This is a genomic window from Pectobacterium sp. IFB5596 (genome assembly GCF_021432585.1).
GTDB lineage: Bacteria > Pseudomonadota > Gammaproteobacteria > Enterobacterales > Enterobacteriaceae > Pectobacterium > Pectobacterium punjabense.
Genome location: NZ_LXFY01000031.1, coordinates 127,768 through 152,593, shown reverse-complemented (window position 1 = coordinate 152,593; position 24,826 = coordinate 127,768). Strand labels below are relative to the sequence as shown.

The following is a 24,826-nucleotide window of genomic DNA, read 5'->3' as shown; positions in this document are numbered from 1 at the left end:
ATTCAGTGGTGAAAAACCATTTAGTGGTGAAAAACCATTTAGTGGTGAAAAACAAGCCAGTGGCGCAAAACGGATGGGTGAAGCACCACAGCAGCGGGAGATAACCCGACTGTGTATTCAGTGTGCGCTGCTGCTGTTACAGCATGGTGCAGAAAGTATGGTCGTGGAGCAGCTGTCTTCAAGGTTGGGTATGGCACTGGGGGCCGATAGCGTTGAGAGTTCAATTTCGGCAAATTCGATTGTCCTAACCACCATCATGCAGGGGCATTGCCTGACGTCAACGCGGAAGAATGTGGATCGCGGCATTAATATGCACGTCGTTATTGAGGTGCAGCATGCGGTGATCATGGCCGAGCATAAACTGCTGGATGTGGCGGGCGTGGAGAAGCGTCTGGGAAATATTAAGCCACTGCGCTACCCGCGTTGGCTGATGGTTTCCGTCGTGGCGCTCTCCTGCGGCTGCTTCAGCCGTTTGAACGGCGGCGGGTGGGATGCGTTTATTGTCACGCTGATTGCCAGCGGCCTGGCGATGTACGTCCGACAGGTTTTTACCGGACGGCACCTGAATCCGCTAATCAATTTCTGTATTACCGCGTTTGTCGCGACGTCGGCATCCGGGTTGTTGATGCGCCTGCCTGCTTTTTCTCAAACCTCGACGGTGGCGATGGCGGCGAGTGTGCTGCTGCTGGTTCCCGGTTTCCCGCTAATTAACGCTGTGGCGGATATGTTTAAAGGGCACGTGAATACCGGTCTGGCGCGCTGGACGGTAGCGAGTTTATTGACGCTGGCAACCTGTATTGGTGTGGTGATGGCGATGTCGTTGTGGGGATTACGCGGATGGGCTTAAGTTTACTCTGGGCGCTCTTGCAGGATATGGTGCTGGCCGCGGTCCCTGCGTTGGGGTTTGCTATGGTCTTCAATGTGCCACTGAAAGTGCTGCCTTACTGCGCGCTGTTGGGAGGCGTCGGGCATGGCGTACGGTTTCTGGCGATACATTTTGGTATGAATATCGAATGGGCATCGTTTCTGGCGGCAATCCTGATTGGCATCACGGGTATTCGCTGGTCACGCTGGCTGCTGGCGCATCCGAAAGTCTTCACTGTGGCAGCCGTCATTCCGATGTTTCCCGGTATTTCTGCCTACACGGCGATGATTTCGGTGGTGGAGATTTCGCACCTTGGCTACAGCGAGGCGCTGATGAGCGTCATGATGACCAATTTCCTAAAGGCCAGTTTTATTGTCGGTGCGCTCTCTATCGGCCTGTCTTTACCGGGAATCTGGCTCTACCGTAAACGGCCAGGAGTATAAATAGCGTCGGAGCTCTCTTATATTACGTTTCGGTCTCGTCTCCATGTCGACGAGTGAAGGGGCTTTCCGTATAGTGTCAGCAATTTTCTGACCTACAGGGTTTTTTCACCATGGTTATTAGTTTGATTGCTGCACTGGCAGTGGATCGCGTGATTGGCATGGAAAACGCGATGCCGTGGCATTTGCCAGCCGATCTGGCATGGTTTAAGCGTAATACGCTTAATAAGCCGATTATTATGGGGCGTAACACCTTCCGCTCTATCGGTCAGCCGCTGCCCGGCAGACTGAACATTGTTGTTAGTAATCATCCCGGTGATGACGATCGTGTGACCTGGGTCTCTTCGTTAGATGCTGCGCTGGCGGCGGCGGGCGAGGTTGAAGAAGTGATGGTGATTGGCGGCGGCAGTATTTATCAGCAAATGCTGGCGCAGGCTAATCGTCTCTACCTGACGCATATTGATGCTGAAGTGGAAGGCGACACGCATTTCCCTGACTATGAGCCGGACGAATGGCAGTCTGTTTTCAGCGAATTCCATGATGCTGATGAGCGTAACTCACACAGTTACTGCTTTGAAATTCTGGAACGCCGCTAAGCACCTTTCCTGCGATAACGCGCTGTCGGTAATACGATGAATACCCAAACCCGCCTTTGTTGCGGGTTTTTTCGTTTTCTTACCCGCTATTTTACTTCCCCGCCTGACAGCTTTCCCAAATGGCTTTTCTCAGCCAGCGATGCGCAGGATCGCTCTCGCGTCGCGTATGCCACACCTGCTGGAATGCGAAATTGGGGATCGTGAACGGCGGTGGAAAAACGTGCAAATCAGGCGAATTGATTTGTGACATGCTGCGTCGCGCAGCCGTCAAAATCAGGTCAGTACCGGCAATGAGGTTGATGGCAGCATGCCAGTGGGGCAGTGCCAGCACGACATTACGCGATTGGCCACTGGCTGCCAGCGTACTGTCAATTTCATTGGCAGAATCAGGATGCATCGTGATCAGAATATGCGGCCTTTCCAGCCATTCGCTAAACGACAGTGTGCCGTTTTCCGGCAGCGTGGCGCGGTCGGCCAGACAGGAAAAATGCTCTTCAAAGAGAAGTTCTGCGTGTACCTCCGACGGGCGTTCAGGGAATACGCCGAGGGCTAAGTCAATTTCTCCATCGATCAACTGTGCCAGCATCATTTCGCGACCAGCATGGCCGACGGACAGCGAAATACCAGGAGCCTGTGTACGGAGATGCCGCATGAGCATTGGCAGGACGGCATTCGTACCGTAATCAGAGAGGACTAAACGGAAATGTCGTGTGCTATGACGCGGATCGAACTGTGGTGCTTGAATAAGTCCGTTTAGTTGATCAAGCGCCTGTTCCAGCGGATCGAGTAGTGCCTGAGCGCGGGTTGTTAGTGTCAAACCAGCCTCACGCCGGACTAACAATGGATCGTTAAAAATCTGACGCAGCTGTGATAGTGAATGGCTGACGGCAGGCTGGCTGCGGTGCAGACGTAGCGCAGCCCGCGTAACGTGTTTTTCCGTCAGCAGAGCATGAAGTGTTAGCAGTAAATTCATGTCGATACGACGCAAATCATCCATTCTATGCATGTCTCATGTGAAAATTACGAATTTCCATTAGTTTAATGGATGGATGAGTATTGGAACATCCCAATGACGTTGTGAATTTTATATTGTGAGCCAGGGGGTTCCATGTCGTTATTCTCTTCTTTTTCTCTCTCATTGCTGCTGCCGTTAGGTGTTGCTGTACTTGCTGGTAGCATTGTGCCTTTTCAAGCAGCCAGCAACGCGGCGTTGGGGCGCTCGTTAGGCCATCCGCTTTGGGCAACGTTGGCATCACTGCTGGTAAGTATCTGTGTGTTGTTGCCGATCCTGTTTGCTGCCCGAGTACCCGCTCTAACGGTTGGTCATACCTTACAGGGATCGTGGTGGATCTGGCTGGGTGGGATAGCGGGTGTGGCTTATATCACCGCCGCGTTATTACTGACGCCAAAGCTCGGCGCTTCAGGATTTATTGTCTGCGTAATTGTCGGTCAGGTTGTGGCATCGCTGATTATTGACCACTTTGGCTTGATGGGGTTGGCGGTGAGGCCAGCGACGTTAGGGCGTATAGCGGGTGTAGCGCTCATCGTCATGGGGATGCTGGTGGTGCAATATTCTGCGGTTTCTCAACCGCTGACAAAACCTGCCGTTGAAACCGATAAGCAACCACAATGAGCGGCGATCTCTCTATTTTTTAGCAGAAATGGGTCACATTTTCGTCATCTATTATCGCTAGTATGACAACGGGTTGCGGCTTTTGTCGTTAAATCAAGATGTCGTTAAGCCGCTGTGTTTGATAGGTAGGAGACAGTACACATGACGAATAGAAGCAGCAATCTGAATACTGATCGCTTAAGCGATCCACGCCGCCGCGAATTACCGTCAGATGGTGTAGAAGCCGTTGGTCTGGCTGGGTTTCTTGGTGGCGGTATCTGGTCGATTCCCGCTGAGGCGTTGGCCGTGCCGCCATCCAGGCAGGTGCAGTCTGATACGACCTTCCCCTTTCTATGACAATGGCACGGCTAGCGATGGAATGGAGATACCGGTGTATTATTCACCCATTTCAGAGCGTGATATCGCCAGAGAGTTCGGTAGCTGATGAGAGTGACGGTTGTGTAAAGTAGCGCTTATCATCCCAACGCAGCATCGTCATTTCTCCCCCCCAACAGCACCCGGTATCCAGCGCATAAATGTTTTCCGGCGTGCCTTTCCCTTCCAGTGATGCCCAATGGCCGAACACAATGGCGTATTCTCCAGCGATTTGACTGGGTAGATCAAACCATGGTTTTAGCAGGGAAGGTGCCTGACCCGGTGGTTCTTTGCAGAGCATATCCAACTGTCCGCCAGAGAAACAGTAACGCATGCGGGTAAAAACATTGGTACTAAAGCGTAGACGTGCCAAGCCGCTGAGCTCTGGGCTCCAGTGGTTCGGCATATCGCCGTACATGGCATCAAGGAAAAGCGGGTAACTGTCGCTGCTCAGGATCGCTTCAACTTCGCGCGCGCACATGAGTGCCGTCGGCAGATCCCACTGTGGTGTGATGCCTGCGTGCGCCATGACCAGCTTAAGATCGTCATCGACCTGTAAGATCGGCTGACGACGTAGCCAGTTAATTAGCTCGTCCGAATCCGGTGCGGTGAGAAGATCGTTGAGACGATCTTTCGGTTTGTTGCGGCTGATACCGGCATAAACGGCCAGCAGGTGCAGATCGTGATTGCCAAGTACCATACGGACAGCAGAACCGAGAGAGCGAACGAAGCGCAGAACCTGAAGCGAGTCCGGCCCACGTGCGACTAAATCGCCGGTTAGCCAGAGCGTATCCTGCTCAGGATTAAAGGAAACTTGCGTTAATAGCGCTTTGAGTTCAACTAAACAGCCGTGAACATCGCCAACTAAATAGGTAGACATAATTAATGTATCAGTGAAGGGATAGCCAGACGGAAGACGGAGATTGGAACCTGAAATGCCTTACCCTGATGGTCAATCATATGGTAGTGGCCTTCCATTGTGCCGAGGGGCGTTTCTATGACGGCACCACTGGTATATTGGAACTCGCCACCGGGCTGGATAATCGGCTGTTCGCCGACTACGCCTTCCCCCTGAACCTCAGTCTGCCGGCCATTACCGTTGGTGATCAGCCAATAACGCCCTAAAAGCTGGACTTCATGACGCCCCAGATTGCGAACCGTAATCGTATAAGCAAACACGAAACGTTCTTCATCAGGCTCCGATTGTGATTCCACGTAGAAGCTCTGAACTTGTACACAAACACGGGGCGCATTAATCATGATGAACTCCAGTTATTCCTGTTTTGCCGGATGCTCGCTTAACCAGTTCGCCAATCGGCAATATTGCTCAACGGTCACATTCTCTGCGCGACTGGTAACATTGATACCCAGCTCGGTGAGCGTTTCTGGGGTGAACAGGTTACCGAGACTGTTACGTAGCGTTTTGCGGCGCTGATTAAATGCTTCCGTTGTGATGCGGCTCAGCACGCGAATATCACTAACCGGATAAGGGATCACGGCATGAGGCACGAGTCGCACTACAGCGGAATCGACTTTAGGCGCAGGCGTGAATGCCTCCGGTGGCACTTCAAGCACCGGAATCACCTGACAATAATACTGTGCCATAACGCTCAGACGTCCAAACGCCTTACTATTTGGCCCTGCCACTAAGCGGTTAACCACCTCTTTCTGCAACATAAAGTGCATGTCGCGGATAGATTGAGTATAGGTGAATAGATGGAACATCAGCGGTGTAGAAATATTATACGGCAGGTTGCCAAAAACACGCAGAGGCTGCCCAGCCTGTTCAGCCAGCGCGGCGAAATCGATCGTCATGGCGTCTTGCTGAATAATTGTCAGCTTATCTTTCAGCGTCGGGTGCCTTTCCAACCGTGCCGCCAGATCCCTGTCCAGCTCAATCACGGTAAAACGATCCATTCTGTCGCCGACCGGGGCCGTCAACGCGCCAAGCCCCGGACCGATTTCTACCACGGCCTGACCTGGCTGAGGATGAATCGCCGAAACGATGCTATCGATCACGAAATGATCGTTTAAAAAGTTTTGCCCAAAACGTTTACGGGCGAAGTGACCTTGGTGTACGCGATTATTCATTACTATTCTTTATCATTTTAATGGCAAGATTTAATGCCGTGATGAAGCTACCAGGCTCAGCGCTACCGGTTGCGGCCAGCTCTAGCGCTGTACCGTGATCGACCGATGTGCGGATAAACGGTAGCCCCAGTGTGATATTAACAGCGCGCCCGAAGCCCTGATATTTCAGGACCGGGAGCCCTTGATCGTGATACATCGCCAAAACGGCATCGGCGTGTTGCAGATACTTTGGTTGGAAAAGCGTATCGGCAGGCAGCGGCCCAACCAGCGTGATGCCTTGTTGCCGTAGCTCGTCCAGTGCAGGATTAATGACATCCAGCTCTTCACGGCCCATATGACCGCCTTCACCCGCATGAGGATTCAGTCCGCAGACATAAATCTGCGGTTGAGAGATACCGAATTTTGTCTGCAAATCATGATGTAAGATCGTGATGACTTCATGCAGACTCTGGCGAGTAATGGCCGCAGAAACGGCAGCGAGCGGTAAGTGTGTGGTCGCTAAGGCGACGCGCAACGCTTCCGTCGCCAGCATCATGACGACGCGCTCACAGTGGCTGCGATCGGCGAAAAATTCAGTGTGCCCGCTGAAGGGGACACCGGCATCGTTGATAATGCCTTTATGCACCGGGCCGGTAATCAGCGCCGCGAATTCACCGTTCAGACAACCATCACACGCGCGGGCTAACGTCTCAACGACATAAGCACTGTTGGCAACATTCAGTTGTCCTGCAATGACGGTTGCTGGTGCGGCGATCGGCAGGACGGTGAGGCTACCTGCCTGCTGTGGCTGTGCGGGCTGGTCGGATTGATAGTCACGCAGCGTCAGCGGCATAGACAACTGTAATGCGCGAGTTAATAACAGCTCAGGATCGGCACAGCAAACGAGCTCTACAGGCCAAGCCTGCTGTGCCAGAGCAATAACCAGATCGGGGCCAATCCCAGCGGGTTCGCCGGGGGTGATCACAACGCGTGGCGTATTGCTCTCAGTCTGCATTAGTTAGTGGCACCATTAATCACTTTGACATAGGCCGCTGCACGCTGTTCTTGCATCCAGGTTTGTGCTTCTTCAGCGAATTTACGATTAAAGATCATACGGTATGCCTGCTCTTTTTGCGCCGCGTCGGTTTTATCAACCTGACGGGTGTCCAGTAATTGAATCAGGTGCCAGCCAAAAGAGGAATGAATCGGCTGACTGATTTCGCCTTTCTTCAGTTTCAGCAACGCATCGCGGAAGGCTGGATCGTACATATCTGGAGAGGCCCAGCCAAGGTCGCCGCCTTGATTCGCCGATCCTGGGTCCTGAGAAAGCAGTTTGGCCTGAGCAGCAAAATCTGTGCTGCCGTTTTTGATCTGTTGCGCAACGTCGGCCAGCTTGGCTTGCGCCTGGCTGTCCGTCATCACGACAGATGGCTTGATCAAAATATGGCGAGCATGGGTTTCGGTTACCGACACGCTTTTGTTACCACCGCGGATGTCGTTCACCTTCAGAATGTGGAAGCCGACACCAGAACGGATCGGACCGACGACTTGGCCTTTCTGCGCCTGTGTTAAGCGTTCAGCAAACAGCGTTGGGATCTCCTGCAACTTGCCCCAGCCCATTTGACCGCCTTTCAGCGCCTGAGAATCAGATGAATAGGTGATGGCCAGCTTACCGAAATCCGCCCCTTCACTGATTTGCTTCACCAGCGATGTGGCCAGATTTTCCGCTTCATCAACCTGCTGCTGAGTCGGGTTTTCCGGTAATGGAATCAGGATGTGGCTCAGATTCAGCTCATCATTCTCGCCGGTCTGGTTAGCAATCTGCTTCGCAAGCGTATCGACTTCCTGTGGCAGGACGGTAACGCGACGGCGAACTTCGTTGTTACGCACTTCCGAAATCAGCATCTCTTTACGAATCTGGTTGCGGTAGGTGTTGTAGTTCAGACCTTCATAAGCCAACTGACTCTTTAACTGGTCCAGAGACATCCGGTTCTGAGCGGCAATATTAGTGATGGCCTGATCCAACTGCTCATCCGTCACCTGAATACCCATTTTTTGCGCCATTTGCAGGATGATGTTATCCATGATCAGGCGGTCGGTTATCTGATGACGTAACGTGGCATCATCGGGTAACTGTTGCCCGGCCTGCTGGGCGTTCAGTTTGACCGATTGCAAAAGACTGTTTACATCACTTTCCAGTACGACGCTGTTATCGACGACTGCTGCGACTTTATCAACCACCTGTGGTGCTGCGAACGCGGTAGAGGCACTCAGTGCCAATCCGAGAATAAGCGTTCTCCAGTTCTTCATACCTTTCCCATTATTTCATCCGCAAGGCGGGTTAAAAGTTCCAACGTTTCAGTGAGACAGCCTGTTTGCTACTAACACTCCATATTGCATCAGAATGCGCGCTGGTAAGGCAAAATGCCTGAACGCAGCATTTTGTCGGAACCCAGACTGTAATTACTGCTTAAACCACGTAACTCGATATTAAATGACACTTTGTTGTCGTATACACTACTGCGGCTGGCGCTATTCCAGTCGGTAATTTTACGTTCATAACCGACGCTCACAGCCCAACAGCAGGTGTTGTACTGTAAGCCAATAAGCTGGTTTGCCGGCTGATTGGCTTTGGTGTCGTAATAATAAGCGCCCACGACAGCCCAACGTTCGACGATCGGCCAGCTCGCGGTGACACCAACCTGTGAGATACCTTGCTGGAAGCCAGGGTTCGTGACATTAGGGATCATGTCGCGAATATATTCAGGGCTGGCGTAACGGTAGTTTAACTGCACCAGACGTTCTGCATCACGACGGTATTCTAACACGGCGTCGCCCAGAGCGACTTCGTTCAGACGATTGTCATACTGTAGACCACCACGAACACCCCAGCTGTCATCGATTTTCAGGAAGGAGTCACCTGCCCACACCTGGCTGCCGTTGTTATCACTTTTATCGAGTGACGTGTTGCGGTCACCGGTGCGTGGACGATCGAAGTAATAGATTTGACCAATAGAAGCGTTAAAACGTTCAACCAGCGCATCATCATAAATACGCGTGGTGATACCGGTCACAAGCTGATTCGCGGAGGCGATACGATCCAGACCGCTGTAGCTGCGATCGCGGAACAGGCCGGAATAGTCGGTCTGCATGAGTGTGGAGTCATAGCTGTGGATGCTGCTCTGATCGCGGTAAGGCACGTACAGATATTGCGCGCGAGGTTCCAGCGTTTGGGTATAAGCCTGCGACCAGTCCATTTCGCGTTCAAAGACCATCTTGCCGTCGACTTTATATTGCGGCATGACTCGGTTCACCGAATCTTTCAGTGCATCTTTTGTACTTTGGTCAATATTTGGCGTCGAGGAAGCACGGTAACGATCCAGATTATCCTGCTGGTAGTGCGTCGCTAACAGCTTAGCTTCGGTATTCAGGCTGGCCCAGCGGTTTGCCAGCGGGAGATTTAGCGTTGGCTCAACGTGCAGACGCGTTGCTTCTGGCCTGTTGTCGTTGACGTTGGTAAATTTTACCGCCTGACCGTAAAGGTGCATGTCAACCGGGCCGATATCATTCTGGTAGTAATTGATATCAAGCTGTGGTTCTGCGCGGTAGACATCGCGACTGGTCGCATTGGAAAAAACCTGGAACTGTTTGGTAGACAGCGTGGTGTTCCAATTTTGGTTCGCATAACCTGCACTGAGTTTTTGGGTAACGTAGCCGTCAGTGGTTGAACCGTAATGCGAGTCTAGATCGGTAAAGTAGCGATCGTCGCTGACTTTTGTATAGTCTGCGTTAAAACGCCATACCTGATCCATCACGCCGCTGTGACCCCAGTGGAGCAGCCAGCGGGTATCATTATCGTCCTGCGGTGAGGTTTTGGCGTATTCGCGATCGCTAGGTAGCCAGTCGAACTGAATAACGCCAAGGCCCGGTGTGGTTAGATAGCGGAATTCGTTCTGCCACTGCATGCCGCGTTTGGTTTGCAAATGCGGTGTGATCGTGGCGTCGAAATTAGGGGCGATATTCCAGTAATAGGGCGTCAGTAGTTCAAAGCCATTGCTACTACCATATTTCGCATTGGGGATCAGGAAGCCAGAGCGTCGTTTATCGCCGATAGGAAGTTGTAAATACGGGCTGTAGAACACAGGCACGCCGCCGATCTTGAAACGTGCGTTCCAGATTTCAGCAACCTGCTCTTCTCTGTCTTGAATCACTTCCGAACCGACGACACTCCAGCTATTATCTCCCGGCAGGCAGGATGTGAAAGAGCCGTTTTCCAGAATGGTGTAGCGATTGCTGTCACGCATTTTCATTTTGTCGGCGGAACCACGCCCTTGACGGCCTACCATCTGATAGTCGCCTTCATAGACGTCGGTATCTTTGGTGTTCAAGTTGGCCCAGGCTTTAGGGCCTTTTAGGATGACTTGATTGTCGTCGTAGTGGACATTCCCCGTCGCGGTAATAGTGCGCGTAGGTGTGCTGCCCTGCGTTGCCGGGTCCAGTTGGTTCAGCTCCACCTGCTCGGCAGTCATGACGCTGTTACCCTGCTGGATGTTAACATTGCCGATGAATTTGGCATTGTCGGGATAATTGGCTTCGGTTTTGTCGGCCTGAATATTAACCGGCAGCTGATTAGGATCGCCTGTTACCAGCGGCCTGTTGTACGTGGGTACGCCCAGCATGCACTGTTCAGCGAGATCGGCCAGCGCGTGCTGGCTGTAAAGCGCGGACCAAACCAGAGTGGCCAGCAGAGTTGGGAAACTTTTTTTCATACGTGTTATCAGGTGTTCCGTCATCAGGGGCATCATGTCGGCAAACGGTCAGAGACTATATCACTCGTTGGCGTCGCGCCAGTGTTAAATCCCCACCGCTATATACGCACCGCCGTTAGGTGCAAAGATAAATGACAGGTATGATAAAGCAATTTTTAGCTGACGGCATGAGGATTTGAGGAGTATATGCGGTATTGGGGAAAGTTGCTGGGGTTGGCGCTGGGAATTGTTTCAAGCGCTGGCATCTGGGGAATGATCATGGGCTTACTGATGGGGCACTGGATTGACAGAGCCCGGGCATCGCGTCGCCGTGATTATTTCTCCGCCCAGTCTACCCGTCAGTCATTGTTCTTTCTCACCACCTTTCAGGCCATGGGGCATCTGACCAAATCTAAAGGTCGGGTGACGGAAGCTGACATCAAGATCGCGACCAAAATGATGGATCGCCTTGAGCTGTTTGGTGAGGCCAGAGCGGCTGCCCAGCGAGCTTTCCGCGAGGGAAAGGCCGGTCATTTCCCGCTGCGAATAAAACTGCGCAAGCTGCGCGATGCCTGTCTGGGACGTTTTGATTTAATTAAGATGTTTCTGGAAATTCAGCTTCAGGTCGCGTTTGTCGATGGGGTTCTGCACCCAAATGAGCGTCGTGTGCTGTACGTGATTGCTGATGAACTGGGGGTGACGCGTGAACAGTTTGAGTTCTTTTTGCGGAATATGGAAAGCGCCACAGGGCAGCAGTCTCGGCAAAATCAGTCACGACAGAATGGTAAATCACATCAGCGGCGCAACAGCAGTTATTCCAACTCCAACGGGCATTCTTATGGTGGTCAACGCCCGCCTTCGGCACCGCGCGGGCCAACGGTTGAAAGTGCCTGTCGTACATTGGGGGTGCGCAGTAGCGATGATGCCGCTACGATTAAACGTGCCTACCGTAAACTCATGAGTGAACATCATCCCGACAAGCTGGTCGCGAAGAAGCTTTCACCAAGGATGATGGAGATGGCCAAGCGCAAAGCGCAGGATATTCAGGCTGCCTATGAACTGTTGAAAAGTGCGAATCAGGCAAAATAATCCGTATTCTTCCCTTTTTTAATGTCTTCTCTGTCTCACCGCTCTACCACACCCGATTTAACAATACCGTCAGCACATTTGGCTCAAAAATCTGCTTCGCAACGAAAGTGCATCGGAGTATTGAACGCGGGGTGTGTGATAGCCAACTCTTGTGCGTGCAGTAAAAGGCGTGGAGCCATCGCTTTAGCATCGGGATGTGCATAAAAGCCATCGCCGAGGATAGGGTGACCCAGTGCGAGCAGATGGACGCGCAGTTGATGAGAACGGCCGGTAATCGGCATCAGCTTGACGCGTGTTGTACCATCATCGTCACGCGAGAGTACCTGATACTCTGTCTGCGCTGATTTTCCTGTTTCAAAGCAGACTTTCTGTTTCGGGCGGTTCGGCCAGTCACAGATCAGAGGCAGATCGATGACGCCTTCATCCTGTGCCATATGACCCCAGACGCGGGCAAGGTAGGATTTCTTGGGCTCACGTTCGCGAAATTGGCGCTTTAATTCGCGTTCTGCGTCTTTTGTGAGCGCAACGGCAATCACACCGCTGGTTGCCATATCCAGACGATGAACGGATTCTGCCGTCGGGTAGTCAGCCTGAATGCGGTTCATGACGCTATCTTTGTGTTCTGGCGCACGGCCAGGAACCGACAGCAGGCCGCTGGGTTTATTCACCACCATAATGTGCTGATCCTGATACAGAATATGCAACCAGGGATCGGTAGGCGGATTATAGGGTTCCATCGGAGCACCTTTCAGGCAACGTATAATGTGTGATATTAGGGAGAACACGTGGATGAGGTTCCCGTAGGGAGACCTCGCCTCGTGGTAGGCCCGTGTATCTCGATTTTACAAACAACATGTTGTTATGGCAGCGGTAATGCGTTGTGCCTATACCGCTGCAAGCAACATTTACTGATGCGTTACTACGACCAGGCGGATCGCATCCAGACGCCAGTTGGCCTCGTGCAGGTTGCTCAACACCTGTTCACGCTGATTTTCCAGTGCAGTCAGCTCATCCTCACGAATGTTAGGGTTGACGGCTTTCAGCGCTTCCAGACGTTCCAGCTCACGGCGCAGTTGCAGGTCAGCCTGCTGTTGCGATTCAGTGATAAGCTGGCGCGCCTGCGTTTCCACCAACGCTTCCGCCTGCTGTAGCATCGCATGAACATCGGATTGCACCGCATTCACCAGTTTGCTGGAGGTATGACGGTTTACTGCATTGAGCTGGCGGTTGAAGCTCTCAAATTCAACCTGTGCCGCCAAATTCGTACCTTTACGATCCATCAGCAGGCGAACCGGTGTAGGTGGCAGGAAGCGGGTCAGTTGCAGGTGTTTTGGTGCCTGTGCTTCGACAACGTAAACCAGCTCTGCCAGCAGTGTACCGACCGGCAGCGCTTTATTTTTCAGCAGCGACACCGCGCAGCTTCCGGTATCGCCGGACAGCACCAGATCGAGCCCGTTGCGGATAAGTGGGTGTTCCCAACTGATAAACTGCGCATCTTCACGAGAGAGTGCCTGATCGCGATCGAAGGTGATCGTACAGCCGTCCTGCGGCAACCCTGGGAAATCCGGCACCAGCATATGATCGGATGGCGTCAGAATGATCAGGTTATCGCTGCGATCTTCCTGATTGATGCCAACAATATCAAACAGGTTCAGGGCGAATGTCACCAGATTGACGTCATTATCCTGTTCAGCAATGGCCTGCGCCAATAGCTGAGCCTGCTCGCCACCGTTAGAATGCATTTCCAGCAGGCGATCGCGACCCTGTTCAAGCTGCTGCTTCAGGCTGTCGTGCTGCTGACGGCAGGTATGGATAAATTCATCTAATCCCTGCTGTTCACCGACGGTCGTCAGCCGCTCAATCAACTGCGTATGGTGTGCATCATAGATAGTGCGACCTGTTGGACAGGTGTGCTCAAACGCATCCAATCCTTCGTGATACCAGCGTACCAGCATGGCCTGTGCGGTATTTTCCAGATAGGGCACCAGAACCTGAATCTCTTTTGCCTGTCCGATTCGGTCCAGACGACCAATACGCTGTTCCAGCAGGTCGGGGTTGAACGGCAGATCGAACATCACTAAATGGCTGGCAAACTGGAAGTTACGGCCTTCAGAGCCAATCTCTGAACAGATCAGCACCTGTGCGCCTTCTTCTTCGGAAGCAAAATAGGCGGCGGCGCGGTCACGTTCCAGAATAGACAATCCCTCATGGAAGACGGCGGCGCGAATCGCCTCACGCGTGCGTAGCACTTGCTCCAACTGTAGCGCTGTGGCGGCCTGTGCACAGATCACCAGCACCTTTTCATCGCGGTTAGCAGTCAGGTAGTTCAGCAACCATTCCACACGTGGGTCGAAGTTCCACCAGGTGGCGTCGTCCCCTTCAAGCTGTTGATAAATTTGTTCTGGATACAGCATGTCGCGGGCGCGGGTTTCCAACGGCTTATTCGCGTTCATAATGCCGGAAACTTTAATGGCTGTTTGGTACTGTGCCGGCAGCGGCAGACGAATTTGATGCAGAATACGCTGCGGAAAACCTTTAACCCCCTGACGCGTATTGCGGAACAACACACGGCTGGTGCCGTGGCGATCCATCAGCATAGTGATCAGTTCCTGACGCGCCTTTTGATTGTCATCGCTGTCGCTGTTGATGGCTTTTAGTAACGGCTCGATGTCCTGCTCACCCAGCAGATCGCTTAGCGCATTCAGTTCAGTCGTTTGGGCTTTTTCGCCTGCTAATAGTAGTGTGACGGCATCGGCAACCGGACGGTACTGCTGCTGTTCGGCAACGAATTCTTGATAGTCGTGGAAACGGTTGGGATCGAGCAGGCGTAAACGCGCAAAGTGGCTTTGCTGGCCAAGCTGTTCCGGCGTTGCGGTTAATAGCAGAACGGCAGGGGTGGCGCGTGCCAGCGTTTCAATAGCCTGATATTCCGCGCTGGGGCTTTCTTCGCTCCAGACCAGATGGTGGGCTTCATCCACTACCAGCAGATCCCAGTCGGCGTTAACTAACTGTGCAAAACGCTGGGCGTTGCGCTGAACAAATCCCAGTGAGCAGATCACCAACTGTTCGGTTTCAAACGGATTGCTGCTGTCCAGCTTGGCTTCGGCATAGCGCTCATCGTCAAACAGTGAGAACAGCAGATTAAAGCGGCGCAGCATTTCGACCAGCCACTGATGTTGCAGGGTTTCCGGTACGATAATTAACACGCGGCTGGCACGACCCGCCAACAACTGCTGGTGGATAATCATACCGGCTTCAATCGTTTTCCCCAGACCGACTTCGTCCGCCAGCAAAACACGTGGCGCATGGCGTTGGCCGACTTCATGAGCGATGTGAAGCTGATGGGGGATGAGGCTGGCACGCATGCCGCGCAAACCGCCCCATTGTTGCAGCGCCTGCTCGTTCTGGTGCTTGCGGGCGCGATAGCGCAGAGCAAAGCGATCCATACGATCTATCTGTCCGGCGAACAGGCGATCTTGTGGTTTGTTGAACGTGAGCTTGCTGTCCAGAAAGACTTCACGCAGTTCTGCCTGTGTTTCATCGTCCAGGCGTTGGCCGCAATACACCAGTAACCCTTTTTCTTCCCGCACGTCATCAACCTTAAGCTGCCAACCTTCATGGCTGGTAACGGTATCGCCGGGATTGAACATCACGCGGGTGATGGGGGCGTCGCTGCGGGAATAAAGTCGGTTTTCACCGCTGGCAGGGAAAAGCAGCGTTATCATACGCGTATCGACGGCAACAACCGTTCCCAGTCCAAGTTCGCTTTCTGTATCGCTGATCCAGCGCTGACCAAGTGTAAAAGGCATAAATTCTTAGCTCGATGTCGTTTGTGTCGGGGGAATGTCTGATTACATTATCGGTTGCGGATAATGCTGCTGATGCAAATTCAGAAAGGGCGTTATGGTAATGGATGACGGCGCGTTCGTCACCTCTCAAACTTGCTGTGCTGTGAATTAACCGTTTCTATTTAAAATAATCCCATCTGACCTGTCACCAGTGTAGCAAAGTCGTCATGAAGGAAAGGAAGAATGGCGTCCGCGACGGGCTGAAGCTGGCGTTCTACATAATGCTGATAATCTAACGGTGAATGTCGGGTTTCCAGCGGTTCAGGGCCATTGACGGTCATCACATAGCTGATCCAGCCACCGTTTTGGTATTGCAGCGGTCGACCTTGCTGACGGTTATAATCATCGGCGACTTTCGCGGCTCTGGCGTGTGGCGGCACGTTGCGCTGGTAATCGTCCAGCTTGCGACGCAGCCGTTTACGGTAGATCAGCAGATCGTCAAAATCCCCGTTCAGAGTACGGTCAACATAATCCCGCAGCCAGTCCTGATAAGGCTGTTGCTGAAAAATCAACAGATAAAGCTGCTGCTGAAACTGCTGTGCCAGCGGCGTCCAATCGGTACGCACGGTTTCCAGCCCTTTGAACACCATCTTTTCGCCTTGTGGCGTGTCGATCATTCCGGCGTAGCGTTTTTTACTACCTTGTTCTGCGCCGCGTATCGTTGGCATCAGGAAACGGCGAAAATGGGTTTCGAACTCTAGTTCTAGCGCGCTGGTTAACTGCTGAGTGTCTTGCAGGTGCTGTGTCCACCACTGATTAACGTGCTGTACCAGCGTTTTACCAATTTTTGCGGCTTCCTCTTCACTGTGCGCATGCTTAAGCCAGACGAACGTGGAGTCGGTATCGCCATAAATCACCTGATAGCCTTGCTCTTCGATCAGTTCGCGCGTTTTACGCATAATTTCATGACCGCGCAGAGTGATAGAGGAGGCGAGTCGCGGGTCAAAGAAGCGGCAGCCAGTCGCACCTAGCACGCCGTAAAAGGCATTCATGATAATCTTCAATGCCTGCGATAGCGGCTTATTATTGGTGCGTTTCGCCGCTTCACGTCCTTGCCAAATGTGTTCAACAATGGCTGGCAAGCAGTGTTGATCACGTGAGAACCATGCCCCGCGAAAGCCGGAGACGGCATGCTGAGCGTCTGGATTCTGCGTTCCCACCGCCAGCCCGACGGGGTCGATCAGAAAGGTGCGGATAATCGAAGGATAGAGGCTCTTGTAATCCAGCACGAGCACGGAGTCATACAGGCCGGGACGTGAATCCATCACAAACCCACCGGGGCTGGCTTCCAGTGCGACCTCGCCCAGATTGGGCGCGACGTAACCCATGCGATGCATGCGCGGTAGATAAAGGTGGGAAAATGCCGCGACGGAACCACCGCTGCGGTCTGCCGCCAGCCCGGTGACGCTGGCGCGTTCCAGTAAAAAAGGCAGGAGTTCGGTTTTTTCAAAAATACGCGTGACGAGTTCGCAGTCCTGTAGGTTATAGCGAGCGAGTGCGGGCTTATCTTCGGCAAAGCGACGGTCAATTTCATCCATCCGTTGATAGGGCGTGTCGATGGCTTTACCTTCCCCCAGCAGTGACTGTGCGACAAACTCCAGACTGAACGAGGCAAAATTCCACGTCGCGGATTTGAGCGCTTCAATGCCGTCAATAATCAGACGGCCAGTGGCGCTGGCAAAGAAATGCCCCTGTTTAAAGCCGTGTTCTCGCCATTCCAACGCCTGCCCATTACGCCCCAGCTTGAGAGGAATGTTGTAGCGCTCTGCATGTTTCTGCAAAACACGCAGGTCAAACTGCACCAGATTCCAGCCGATGATGGCATCAGGATCGTGTTGCTGCATCCAGGTGTTCAGCTTTTCTAACAGTAGCGGGCGGCTGGCAACGTACTCAAGATTAAAATCATCGCGTTCGGCAGGTGTGCCGTTTGGCGGGCCGAGCATGTAAACCTGGCGCTGCCCGCAGCCTTCGAGCCCGATGCAGTAAAGCTCACCGTGGCGGTTGGTTTCGATATCCAGCGACACTAGCCTGAGTGTCGGACGGTAATCGGGATTCGGCTTCATGCGGGCTTGTGTTAGCAGGTTATCTGACATGGGGGTACCGCTCAGCCACACGGGGGCGGTGATAAAGCGTTCCATCAGAAAACGTTCCGTCGGGCGAATATCCGCTTCGTAGACCTGAACGCCACCTTCACGCAGTAACTTTTCCAGCCGCAGCAACTGACGGTATTGCGGGCAATACAGCCCCAATAGCGGTTGATGGTGGAAATCTTGCATAGCGAGCGGCTTTAACTGCCAGCGTTTTTCCTGCTGTAACAGTATTCTTGCGCGGGCTTCCTGCTGTGCGGGAATAAAGGCAACGGCCTCTTGTGGCGGCAGCCGTGCAAGCAGCGGACCTTCATCGGTGGCCAGCCAAAATTCAACCTGCGTGCCTGCTGGCGTATCGTTCCAGTGGCGGGTCAGTAGAAACCCCTGACGAACCTGAGTCACTAAGCGGCCTTTTATAGCAAGCGAGATAAGGAAGGATGGTAGAGATAAGTATGGTTATTTATACAGGTAATGTCCAGTGTTGCTGGATAAGGTCAGAGCACCCATTGCCGCCATTCTCTGAAACGCACTTTCGCACCAACGCGCCTGAACTTTTCCAGTCGAAAGAAGAAACAACTTAACCTATAATCCCTTCAATCAGAGAGGAATTTATTACACCTGATTTTAATGTTGTACTGAAGAACTAAGGAAAGATAGTCAAGGCTAACGTTGATTCTCCTGCATCTGATATTTTTTATTTTATAGATCATATTTTACTTATGAAAATTAATTTTCGAATTGTTGTTTCTATCTAATGTCTATCCTAAATGAGGTCAAGTGATGGTTTTCATTGTTTGGTTTGTATTATCTATATGTGTTGGGGTTTTAGCTGGTAATAGAGGCCGAAGCGCTATTGGATGGTTCTTATTGGCATGTATAGTGAGCCCAATTATTTCTTTTATTATCTTGCTTGTAATAAAAAATATTAAAGAAGAAGAGGAACAGATGCTTTACCAACAGAGAGCACGTGCTCGCTGGCAAGAAGAAAAAGATGATGAGGAAAGAAGGCATCAGCAGATTTTACAGGCCATCTTAATGAGATCAAATGAAGGTGCTGACCTTAATAATGGAGTTCCTAGGATTACAAAAGAGTGCCAATTCTGCGGAGGGGAAATAGTGAAGGAAGCAATTATCTGCAAATATTGTGATAATATACTAAAATAACCCTGAGGTAGAATGATTATCTGATCAATCTATAATTTTTGCTAGCATATCACTATCTAATAATGCAAGGTTAACAGCCTAACCTGCTGCGCCACTGGAATTAAATCAATGGCGCAATTATATCTTTTCAAGAATCTTACTTGTGCCCAAGAACAGCAAATTTTTGCAATTTAAAATAAACCTCAATGTTATTCTTAAAACAGATACACCCAACATTCCATCGGAAGTTTTTCGCTTCTGAATCGTAAATTCGAATACCGGAAACCAACAAGTGGCACCTGCATTAAAGTCTACGATATCACTTTTATAGGTAAACCACGGCAAACATAATATGACAAATAGCAAAAGAGATCGCCTGCAATCCCAATATCTTCCAGTAGCATGCAGGCAATTGCTTCTGGCTTCAGCGTCTGAAAGACACGTTATTGATTCATAATCCTAATCATCACAAAGAATGACGGGTTTTTACCTAATAGCACGTACGTTGAAGAACAACACAAAAACTAGGGCAATTCAGAGTAAGGAAAGATTAGATTTCGGTCTGCGCGTTATTCGTCAGAGCTGGGTATCTCTGTGAAGGAGTGCTCCCTGTTGATTTATATATCGCTTAAGTTCTATTTTCCTTAAGCCAAATTTTCCCTTAATACTGGATATATAAAATAAATAACCAATTGAGAGTGTCTATTTTAATAGTGTTAAACTAAATGTGGCGACGATTTTCTCGCGACAGAGTAATTACTTACATTTTTTACACAAAATGTGCATAGATAAACCAAAACAGGCAGTATTGCCATCACGCAATACTGCCTGTTTCATTGATTACAATGGCGTTCTGAATCGTGACGTTACGATCTATTTGGTTAAATGATTCACACGATTGCGTGTGAATCATAAAAGAAGTAGGAACGAGAATTAATGCTCGTCGCGTAAAGCTGAAGCCACGCGGTTGCGGCCTTCCTGTTTGGCTTGATACAGAGCCTCATCCGCGAGCTTGAAGGTTCGCTCGATCGACATATCGCTGGTACCCGGTTCCCATAGGGCAACACCTAATGAGATGGTGATATTGCCCACGACAGGTATCGTGGATTCCTGCGTGCGTTGGCGTAATCGTTCAGCAATGTTGAGAGCCTCATTCAGGCTGGTTTCTGGCAACAATATCAGAAACTCTTCACCGCCGCTGCGGCACAGAATGTCAGCATCGCGCGAGCTGGTGCGAATAAGCTGTGATAGATAGCGAATGACGGTATCCCCTACGTCGTGACCGTGGGTGTCATTGATGCGTTTGAAGCGGTCGATATCGAGCGCGATGACCGCAAAGCTTTTTTGCCCCATCTGCCAGTAGCGGAGAACGCTATCCAACCCGCGGCGATTGAGTAGTTCGGTCATCGGGTCTGAGTGTGCCTCAGAGCGTAATTTACCAATTTTGCGTTGCAATAAATCGATGCCTAGCAACATGGCCTGCTTGAGCTGAGAGGCTTCAAAATACCAAGAGTGGATGTTTCTGATATCGTCGGAAACGTCCGTCGCATCCATCTTATTGGCACTGCGAGCCAACAGCCAGAGGGGCTGTGCGATGAGCCGGGCAAGTAGCCAGACGCACAAGATCGTGAGTAGCGCGAGCGGGAGCGTATGACGCAGAACGTTTAGCATCAGCCCATCCAGTGGTTTCAGCGTGGTGTCTGTTGGGCGAAGCGCCACAATCTCCCATTGTGAGGTAGATTCCACGGCGTAACCCGCTAACATTTGTTCACCCAGATAGTTCACCATATGCTGGCTACCATTATCTTCGCGCTGTGCATCGATCTTCAGATCGTTGGTTTCTACTTTACCAATACGCTCCATATCGCGGTGATACAGCATTCTTCTGTTTCTATCGGTGACATAAATATAAGAGCCGTCGCGGTAATAGTGTTTATCTAGTAGCGTATTAAGAACGCTGGGCTGCTTAAGATAGATCGATCCGCCGATAAACCCTTTGTAACGGCCATCCCGTGTAAAGATCGGCGACGATATCAGCACGATAAAGTTATTGGCGGCAGACATGTAGGGCTGGCTGATGAGAGGCCGCTTTTCTTTCAAGGCGTCGAGTGCGCCGTCTGTTGTCAGGTTTCTCCCGATTAATTGGAACGTATCGGGTGACGTGGCTCTGACGATACCTTTTTCATCTGCAATGACGACAGAGTTGAAGTTGCTGGTCTGTAACCGCAGGCGGTCAGCTTCTTTTAGCAGACTAACCTTGTCATCCATTTGGGAAGCGACGATGTTTGCGCTGTAGGCTAACTGCTGCTGAGATTCTTTAAAGAAAGAATGGGTCATTGCCGCAAGTTTGGCGGCGTAGACGCGATTGGCTTCAAGTGTGTTATCAATCAGAAGCTCTCGCTGGACGCGATAGCTGGCGTAAAAGCTGTTTGCCAGCGTCACTAATGCGCTTGCCACTGCCAGTAATAGGATGAGGCGTCGTAGCCCGAAATGATTGAGTAGTTTAAAAAACATAGTGGCAGAGCGGCACAGTGGCAAAAAATGACCGCTATCATAAGTGTTGCTGCCTGTCGGTGCAAAATAATTGACCAACAATCAGGAGTTGACGGCTTCTGCTATGATCCAGACAATCTTTGTTTTTATACAGTACGGGTAGGTTTTATGGAAGCGTGGCTGGATCATCTGGTTACTCAATCACTCGCGTATTCACTGATCGCCGTCATGCTGGTTGCTTTTCTGGAATCTCTGGCTCTGGTGGGGCTGTTGTTGCCGGGCACGGTCATGATGGCAACGCTGGGGGCGCTGATCGGCAGTGGACAAATGGGGCTGTACCCGGCGTGGGCGGCTGGAATTATCGGTTGCCTGCTAGGAGACTGGATTTCCTATTTTATTGGCATACGTTTTAAGGCACCACTACATAACTGGTCTTTCCTGAAAAAGTATCAGGCGTTGCTGAATAAAACTGAATACGCCCTGTATCAGCACCCGATGCCGACGATATTGATCGGGCGTTTTGTCGGCCCGACGCGGCCGCTTATCCCAATGGTGGCGGGGATGCTGGGGTTACCACCTTATAAATTCGCGGTGCCGAATATCATCGGCTGCCTGCTGTGGCCACCGGCCTATTTCTTACCTGGTATTCTGGCTGGGGTGGCGATTGATATTCCCGCAGGGACGAACAGCGCGGGCTTTAAGTGGTTATTACTGGCAACGGCCATCGTGGTATGGGTCGCAGGCTGGTTAAACTGGCGCTGGTGGCGCAGCGATAAGCGTAAACATCATGATTGGTTTAGCAGAAAGATACCGCTCAGACGCCTGCGTTGGGTCGCTCCAGCGATATCTGTAGCGGCGGCTGCATCGTTGGTCGTGCTGGTTCAGCACCCGCTGATGCCGGTTTACCGGCACCTGCTATGGCAGGTGTTGAACGGGTGAGATTGGGCAGGCCGGGAAAGACCCGGCCACGCCATTTAGCAGTAAAACTCGGCGACCTGCTCAAAAATACGCATTTCTTCACCGTGACGACGAACCTGAAGGACATCCTCCAGCTTTTCTACCTGACTGATCATTTGCTGTAGCCGCTGGTCATCTTTAACCAGTAGCCAGATTCGGCTTTCTTCACCGTTTGCCAGCGGCATACACAGAATGCCTTCTACGTTAAATGCCCGGCGGGCAAACAGTCCGCAAACGTGTGACATCACGCCGGGGTGGTTGCGCACAGAGAGTTCTAGCGTGACCTGATTTGAAGTTGGCTGAGTTGACGAAGTTAGTTGAGTTGACATAGTCATTAATCTCCGATCATATCGATGTTCGCTGCGCCCGGTGGCACGATGGGTAACACTTTTTCATTGGCGTCAATAAGTACGTGGATCAGCGCAGGACCCGGCTGATTAAGCGCCTCTTGCAGAGCAGCCTGTGGATCGGCTGCGGCGTTTAGATCGCAGGTTGCAAAGCCGAAACCTGCGGCAATCGCGAGGAAATTGGTACTGTAACGGTAATCGGCCGCGAAGATGCGCTGCTGGAAAAACATATCCTGCTGCTGGTGAACCAGACCCAGTGACTGGTTGTTCATCAGGACGATTTTTACGTTGAGCCCTTCTTCTGCCGCGGTCGCCATTTCCTGAATATTCATCATCAGGCTGCCATCACCCGAGAAGCACACTACGGTGCGTTCCGGTTCGGCCAGCGCGGCACCAATCGCCGCAGGCAGGCCAAAGCCCATCGTGCCAAATCCACCAGATGTCAGCCACTGACGTGGACGACGCAGTGGATAGGACTGAGCCACCCACATTTGATGTTGGCCGACATCGGTGGTGATGATGGCATCATCCGTCAGCGCCTGCGCCGTGGCCTGCACCAGACCATAATGGCTTAACGGATCGTCAGCATTCGGCATGCTGAACGGGAATTCCTGTTGCAGACTGCTAACGGTTGCACGCCACACGTCACGCTGCTGCGGCGTAATATGCGGAAGCAACTGCTCCAGTGCCTGTGCAACGTCGGCATTGATCGCCACATGTGGCTGGCGGATCTTGCCCAGTTCGGCTGGATCGATGTCGATGTGGATGATGCTGGCCTGCGGGCAAAACTGCTCTGCTTTACCAATCGCGCGATCGTCAAAACGCGCACCCAGCACAATTAACAAATCCGCCTGCTGTAAGATCAGATTGGTTGATCGTGCGGCGTGCATGCCGAGCATACCCAGCGACAGAGGATGATCGACAGGCATTGAGCCCAGGGCCATCAGCGTCATGGTGGTTGGCAGGCTGGAACGTTCTGCCAGTTGAACTGCCTGCTCGTGCGCAGCGCTGCTAATGATCCCACCGCCCAGATAGAGAACCGGACGCTGCGCCGCGTTAATCATAGCCGCCGCTCGCTCGATGTCCTGCTGGGCGATAGCGGGGGGCGTATCGAGAGGAAAGACGCCCGGCAATTCGCTCAGTTCAATGGTTGCGTTCTGAATATCTTTTGGAATATCGATCCACACCGGTCCGGGACGGCCCGACTGCGCGATGCGAAACGCTTCTGGGATCACGCGCGGCAGTTCGCTGATGTCACGCACCAGATAATTATGCTTAGTGACGGGGATTGAGATGCCGTAGGTGTCGACTTCCTGAAACGCATCGGTGCCGATCATGCCGGAAGGCACCTGACCGGTGATGCACACCAGCGGGATGGAATCCAGCTTTGCATCGGCAATGGCAGTGAGCAGGTTGGTTGCTCCTGGGCCGCTGGAGGCCATACAAACGGCGGCTTGCCCACTGGCGCGCGCCATGCCTTGTGCCATAAATCCCGCCCCTTGTTCATGGCGAGCCAGAACGTGGTGAATCGTCTTACTTTGACCCAGTGCATCATATAACGGCAGAGCTGCGCCGCCTGGAATACCCGCTACGGTGGTGATGCCCTGCTGTTCGAGCAGCCGAACAATCAACTGAGCGCCTGTATAACGCATGTTTACATCCTTCATCAGGGCCGGTGCGGTGTCGGAGCGGGGAGGGTAGAAACAAGAAACCCCGCTCGGCTGGCGCCGGCGGGGTTTGAGAATCTTCGATTCGGAACCCGTTACGGCGCGCTGCCGACGACGACCACGACCACCACGCGCACGACGACGACCGCGTCAACATGCGCGGTGCTTAGTAGTGCTGAAGTGGAAGAAGAGTAGTGCGTCACGGGAATCCTATTTATGTTCTAGTGAATTATTTATGGCCGAATGTTGTGTTCGAATGAGTTATTCACTCGCCAACTCATATAAGCACAGCAGTACAAAAAGACACAATACCTACAAGGGATAAAAACTGAATATGTCGAATTGGTCACAGTATACCCGTCATACTTCGAGTTGCATGTGCGTTGGCTGCGCTCAAATACTCGGCCCGTCGTGGGCCTTGCCCTGAAGGGCCGCTGCAAGCAGCGTTCAAATCTGCTCCCGGCAGATTTGTCACCCGAATCACTTACC

General features: G+C 52.0%; 22 protein-coding genes. 8 read left to right on the top strand and 14 right to left on the bottom strand.

The genetic code is table 11. From position 1 onward, the window contains the following. Positions 1 to 73 precede the first annotated feature (73 nt). The 3 genes from A6301_RS19615 (at position 74) to folA (ending at position 1,901) form a co-directional block, all read left to right on the top strand. Complete coding sequence (locus A6301_RS19615) at positions 74 to 847, top strand: threonine/serine exporter ThrE family protein (protein WP_137740180.1); 774 nt, start codon at positions 74 to 76, stop codon at positions 845 to 847. Next, entirely contained in the window at positions 838 to 1,308 is a 471-nt protein-coding gene (locus A6301_RS19610) for a threonine/serine exporter (protein ID WP_048262415.1), read from the top strand. Before A6301_RS19615 ends, A6301_RS19610 begins: the two co-directional genes overlap by 10 nt. 110 nt (positions 1,309 to 1,418) lie before the next feature. Then, entirely contained in the window at positions 1,419 to 1,901 is a 483-nt protein-coding gene (gene folA / locus A6301_RS19605; protein ID WP_015841772.1) for a type 3 dihydrofolate reductase, read from the top strand. A 91-nt stretch (positions 1,902 to 1,992) separates the two neighbouring features. On the opposite strand, the gene A6301_RS19600 is transcribed toward folA, so the two are convergent. Beyond that, on the bottom strand, positions 1,993 to 2,898 hold the full coding sequence (locus tag A6301_RS19600) for a LysR family transcriptional regulator (protein ID WP_234258538.1): 906 nt from the start codon (positions 2,896 to 2,898) through the stop codon (positions 1,993 to 1,995). Positions 2,899 to 3,009: 111 nt separating this feature from the next. Here A6301_RS19600 and A6301_RS19595 point away from each other — a divergent pair, with 111 nt between their 5' ends. Together A6301_RS19595 and A6301_RS19590 are read left to right on the top strand one after the other, a co-directional pair. Beyond that, complete coding sequence (locus tag A6301_RS19595; protein WP_234258537.1) at positions 3,010 to 3,534, top strand: DMT family transporter; 525 nt, start codon at positions 3,010 to 3,012, stop codon at positions 3,532 to 3,534. A gap of 141 nt (positions 3,535 to 3,675) precedes the next feature. Continuing rightward, on the top strand, positions 3,676 to 3,870 hold the full coding sequence (locus tag A6301_RS19590; RefSeq protein WP_107169188.1) for a hypothetical protein: 195 nt from the start codon (positions 3,676 to 3,678) through the stop codon (positions 3,868 to 3,870). A 52-nt stretch (positions 3,871 to 3,922) separates the two neighbouring features. Here the strand turns inward: A6301_RS19590 and apaH are convergent, their stop codons facing one another. The 6 genes from apaH to lptD all read right to left on the bottom strand — a co-directional run bounded on the left by apaH (position 3,923) and on the right by lptD (position 10,727). Continuing rightward, entirely contained in the window at positions 3,923 to 4,768 is an 846-nt protein-coding gene (gene apaH, locus A6301_RS19585; RefSeq protein WP_234258536.1) for a bis(5'-nucleosyl)-tetraphosphatase (symmetrical) ApaH, read from the bottom strand. A 2-nt stretch (positions 4,769 to 4,770) separates the two neighbouring features. Then, a complete protein-coding gene (apaG, locus tag A6301_RS19580; RefSeq protein WP_107169186.1) occupies positions 4,771 to 5,148 on the bottom strand; it encodes a Co2+/Mg2+ efflux protein ApaG in 378 nt (125 codons plus the stop codon). A gap of 12 nt (positions 5,149 to 5,160) precedes the next feature. Next, positions 5,161 to 5,979: a 16S rRNA (adenine(1518)-N(6)/adenine(1519)-N(6))-dimethyltransferase RsmA gene (rsmA, locus tag A6301_RS19575; protein WP_137740086.1), complete on the bottom strand. Its 819-nt coding sequence runs from the start codon at positions 5,977 to 5,979 to the stop codon at positions 5,161 to 5,163. Continuing rightward, positions 5,972 to 6,973 (bottom strand): 4-hydroxythreonine-4-phosphate dehydrogenase PdxA, encoded by a 1,002-nt coding sequence (gene pdxA / locus A6301_RS19570; RefSeq protein ID WP_234258535.1) that lies wholly within the window; start codon positions 6,971 to 6,973, stop codon positions 5,972 to 5,974. Before pdxA ends, rsmA begins: the two co-directional genes overlap by 8 nt. After that, complete coding sequence (gene surA / locus A6301_RS19565) at positions 6,973 to 8,268, bottom strand: peptidylprolyl isomerase SurA (RefSeq protein WP_107169183.1); 1,296 nt, start codon at positions 8,266 to 8,268, stop codon at positions 6,973 to 6,975. The genes pdxA and surA overlap by 1 nt, the downstream gene beginning before the upstream one ends. An 89-nt stretch (positions 8,269 to 8,357) precedes the next feature. Beyond that, on the bottom strand, positions 8,358 to 10,727 hold the full coding sequence (gene lptD / locus A6301_RS19560) for an LPS assembly protein LptD (RefSeq protein ID WP_107169246.1): 2,370 nt from the start codon (positions 10,725 to 10,727) through the stop codon (positions 8,358 to 8,360). Between the two features lie 186 nt (positions 10,728 to 10,913). Between lptD and djlA the strand changes: the two genes are divergently transcribed. Continuing rightward, entirely contained in the window at positions 10,914 to 11,795 is an 882-nt protein-coding gene (gene djlA / locus A6301_RS19555; protein ID WP_107169182.1) for a co-chaperone DjlA, read from the top strand. An 83-nt stretch (positions 11,796 to 11,878) separates the two neighbouring features. Here the strand turns inward: djlA and rluA are convergent, their stop codons facing one another. The 3 genes from rluA to A6301_RS19540 form a co-directional block, all read right to left on the bottom strand. Continuing rightward, positions 11,879 to 12,532, bottom strand: coding sequence for a bifunctional tRNA pseudouridine(32) synthase/23S rRNA pseudouridine(746) synthase RluA (rluA, locus tag A6301_RS19550; RefSeq protein ID WP_107169181.1), 654 nt, complete (start codon positions 12,530 to 12,532; stop codon positions 11,879 to 11,881). A 168-nt stretch (positions 12,533 to 12,700) separates the two neighbouring features. Next, complete coding sequence (rapA, locus tag A6301_RS19545; protein ID WP_234258534.1) at positions 12,701 to 15,604, bottom strand: RNA polymerase-associated protein RapA; 2,904 nt, start codon at positions 15,602 to 15,604, stop codon at positions 12,701 to 12,703. Positions 15,605 to 15,765: 161 nt separating this feature from the next. Then, positions 15,766 to 18,132: a DNA polymerase II gene (locus A6301_RS19540; RefSeq protein ID WP_107169179.1), complete on the bottom strand. Its 2,367-nt coding sequence runs from the start codon at positions 18,130 to 18,132 to the stop codon at positions 15,766 to 15,768. Between the two features lie 378 nt (positions 18,133 to 18,510). Between A6301_RS19540 and A6301_RS19535 the strand changes: the two genes are divergently transcribed. Next, the gene (locus tag A6301_RS19535) at positions 18,511 to 18,894 is read left to right on the top strand and encodes a hypothetical protein (protein WP_234258533.1); all 384 of its coding nucleotides are present in this window, start codon (positions 18,511 to 18,513) and stop codon (positions 18,892 to 18,894) included. A 912-nt stretch (positions 18,895 to 19,806) separates the two neighbouring features. On the opposite strand, the gene A6301_RS19530 is transcribed toward A6301_RS19535, so the two are convergent. Beyond that, complete coding sequence (locus A6301_RS19530; protein WP_205540283.1) at positions 19,807 to 21,387, bottom strand: sensor domain-containing diguanylate cyclase; 1,581 nt, start codon at positions 21,385 to 21,387, stop codon at positions 19,807 to 19,809. Positions 21,388 to 21,534: 147 nt separating this feature from the next. On the opposite strand from A6301_RS19530, the gene A6301_RS19525 reads away from it, so the two are divergent. Further along, positions 21,535 to 22,305 (top strand): DedA family protein, encoded by a 771-nt coding sequence (locus tag A6301_RS19525; RefSeq protein ID WP_234258532.1) that lies wholly within the window; start codon positions 21,535 to 21,537, stop codon positions 22,303 to 22,305. A gap of 35 nt (positions 22,306 to 22,340) precedes the next feature. Here A6301_RS19525 and ilvN read toward each other — a convergent pair whose 3' ends face one another. From ilvN to A6301_RS22515, 3 genes are all read right to left on the bottom strand, one after another. After that, positions 22,341 to 22,652 carry an acetolactate synthase small subunit gene (ilvN, locus tag A6301_RS19520; RefSeq protein ID WP_215483165.1) on the bottom strand — a complete coding sequence of 104 codons (312 nt, stop codon included), beginning with the start codon at positions 22,650 to 22,652 and terminating at the stop codon, positions 22,341 to 22,343. Positions 22,653 to 22,657: 5 nt separating this feature from the next. Next, positions 22,658 to 24,322 (bottom strand): acetolactate synthase large subunit, encoded by a 1,665-nt coding sequence (ilvB, locus tag A6301_RS19515; RefSeq protein ID WP_234258531.1) that lies wholly within the window; start codon positions 24,320 to 24,322, stop codon positions 22,658 to 22,660. A 110-nt stretch (positions 24,323 to 24,432) separates the two neighbouring features. Then, positions 24,433 to 24,540, bottom strand: a complete 108-nt coding sequence (locus tag A6301_RS22515; protein ID WP_015731251.1) for an ilvB operon leader peptide IvbL — start codon at positions 24,538 to 24,540, stop codon at positions 24,433 to 24,435. Positions 24,541 to 24,826: the final 286 nt, after the last annotated feature.